Source organism: Meiothermus cerbereus, from assembly GCF_051297115.1.
Lineage (GTDB): Bacteria > Deinococcota > Deinococci > Deinococcales > Thermaceae > Meiothermus > Meiothermus cerbereus_A.
This window is the reverse complement of record NZ_JBEVAL010000162.1, coordinates 1-808: the sequence shown is the minus strand read 5'-3', so window position 1 is coordinate 808 and position 808 is coordinate 1. Positions and strand designations below refer to the sequence as shown.

General features: G+C 57.1%; 1 protein-coding gene. It reads left to right on the top strand.

What is annotated here, in order from left to right; genetic code table 11:
- Positions 1 to 808 (top strand): ABC transporter permease (locus ABWU19_RS14955; RefSeq protein WP_435902420.1); only part of this gene is annotated, 808 nt, incomplete at both ends.

Below are 808 nucleotides of genomic sequence, written 5' to 3'. Positions count from 1 at the left end.
GGGCCCAGTTCGGCCTGGACCGGCCCATACACGAGCAGTACCTGCTTTGGATGCACAACCTTCTGCATCTCAACCTGGGTTATTCCTTTGCCTATCAGGCCCCGGTGCTGGACATTGTCTTACCCCGGGTGGTTAACTCCATGGTTATCGTGGTGCCGGCTACAGTTCTCCTCTTCCTGGTGGCCATTCCCGTGGGGGTTTACGGGGCCTTGCGCCAGTACTCCGTGGGGGACCGGGTAATTTCCTTTCTGGCCTACATCGGCCTGGCCATCCCCAACTTTTTCCTGGCCCTGATCTTCATGTACCTGATCCTTCAGGTCTACTTCCGAACAGGGGTGATGGTTTTCCCGGTATCGGGCATGACCAGCAGCGGTTTTGAGCACTTTGATTCCTGGAAAAAGATTGTGGACATTGCCTGGCATGCGGTCATACCCATTATCGTGGTAACTACCAGCGACATCGCAGGTTTCTCGAGGGTGATGCGGGGGCAGATGCTGGAGGTTCTCTCCCAGGATTACATCCGCACCGCCCGGGCCAAAGGGCTGGCCGAGAGGATGGTGGTCTATAAGCATGCCCTCAGGAACGCCATCATCCCCTTTGTGGCCAACATTGGGGCAATTCTACCCGGTTTGATCTCGGGGGCGGGTTTGGTGGAGGTGGTCATGGCTTGGCCGGGAATCACTCCCCTGCTTCTGGATTCCTTGCAGCAGCAGGACCTCTACATGGTGGCCGGCTTCCTCACCATAGGTTTGGTCCTCTTGATGGTGGGTAACCTGCTTTCCGATCTGCTGTTGACCTGGGTGGATCC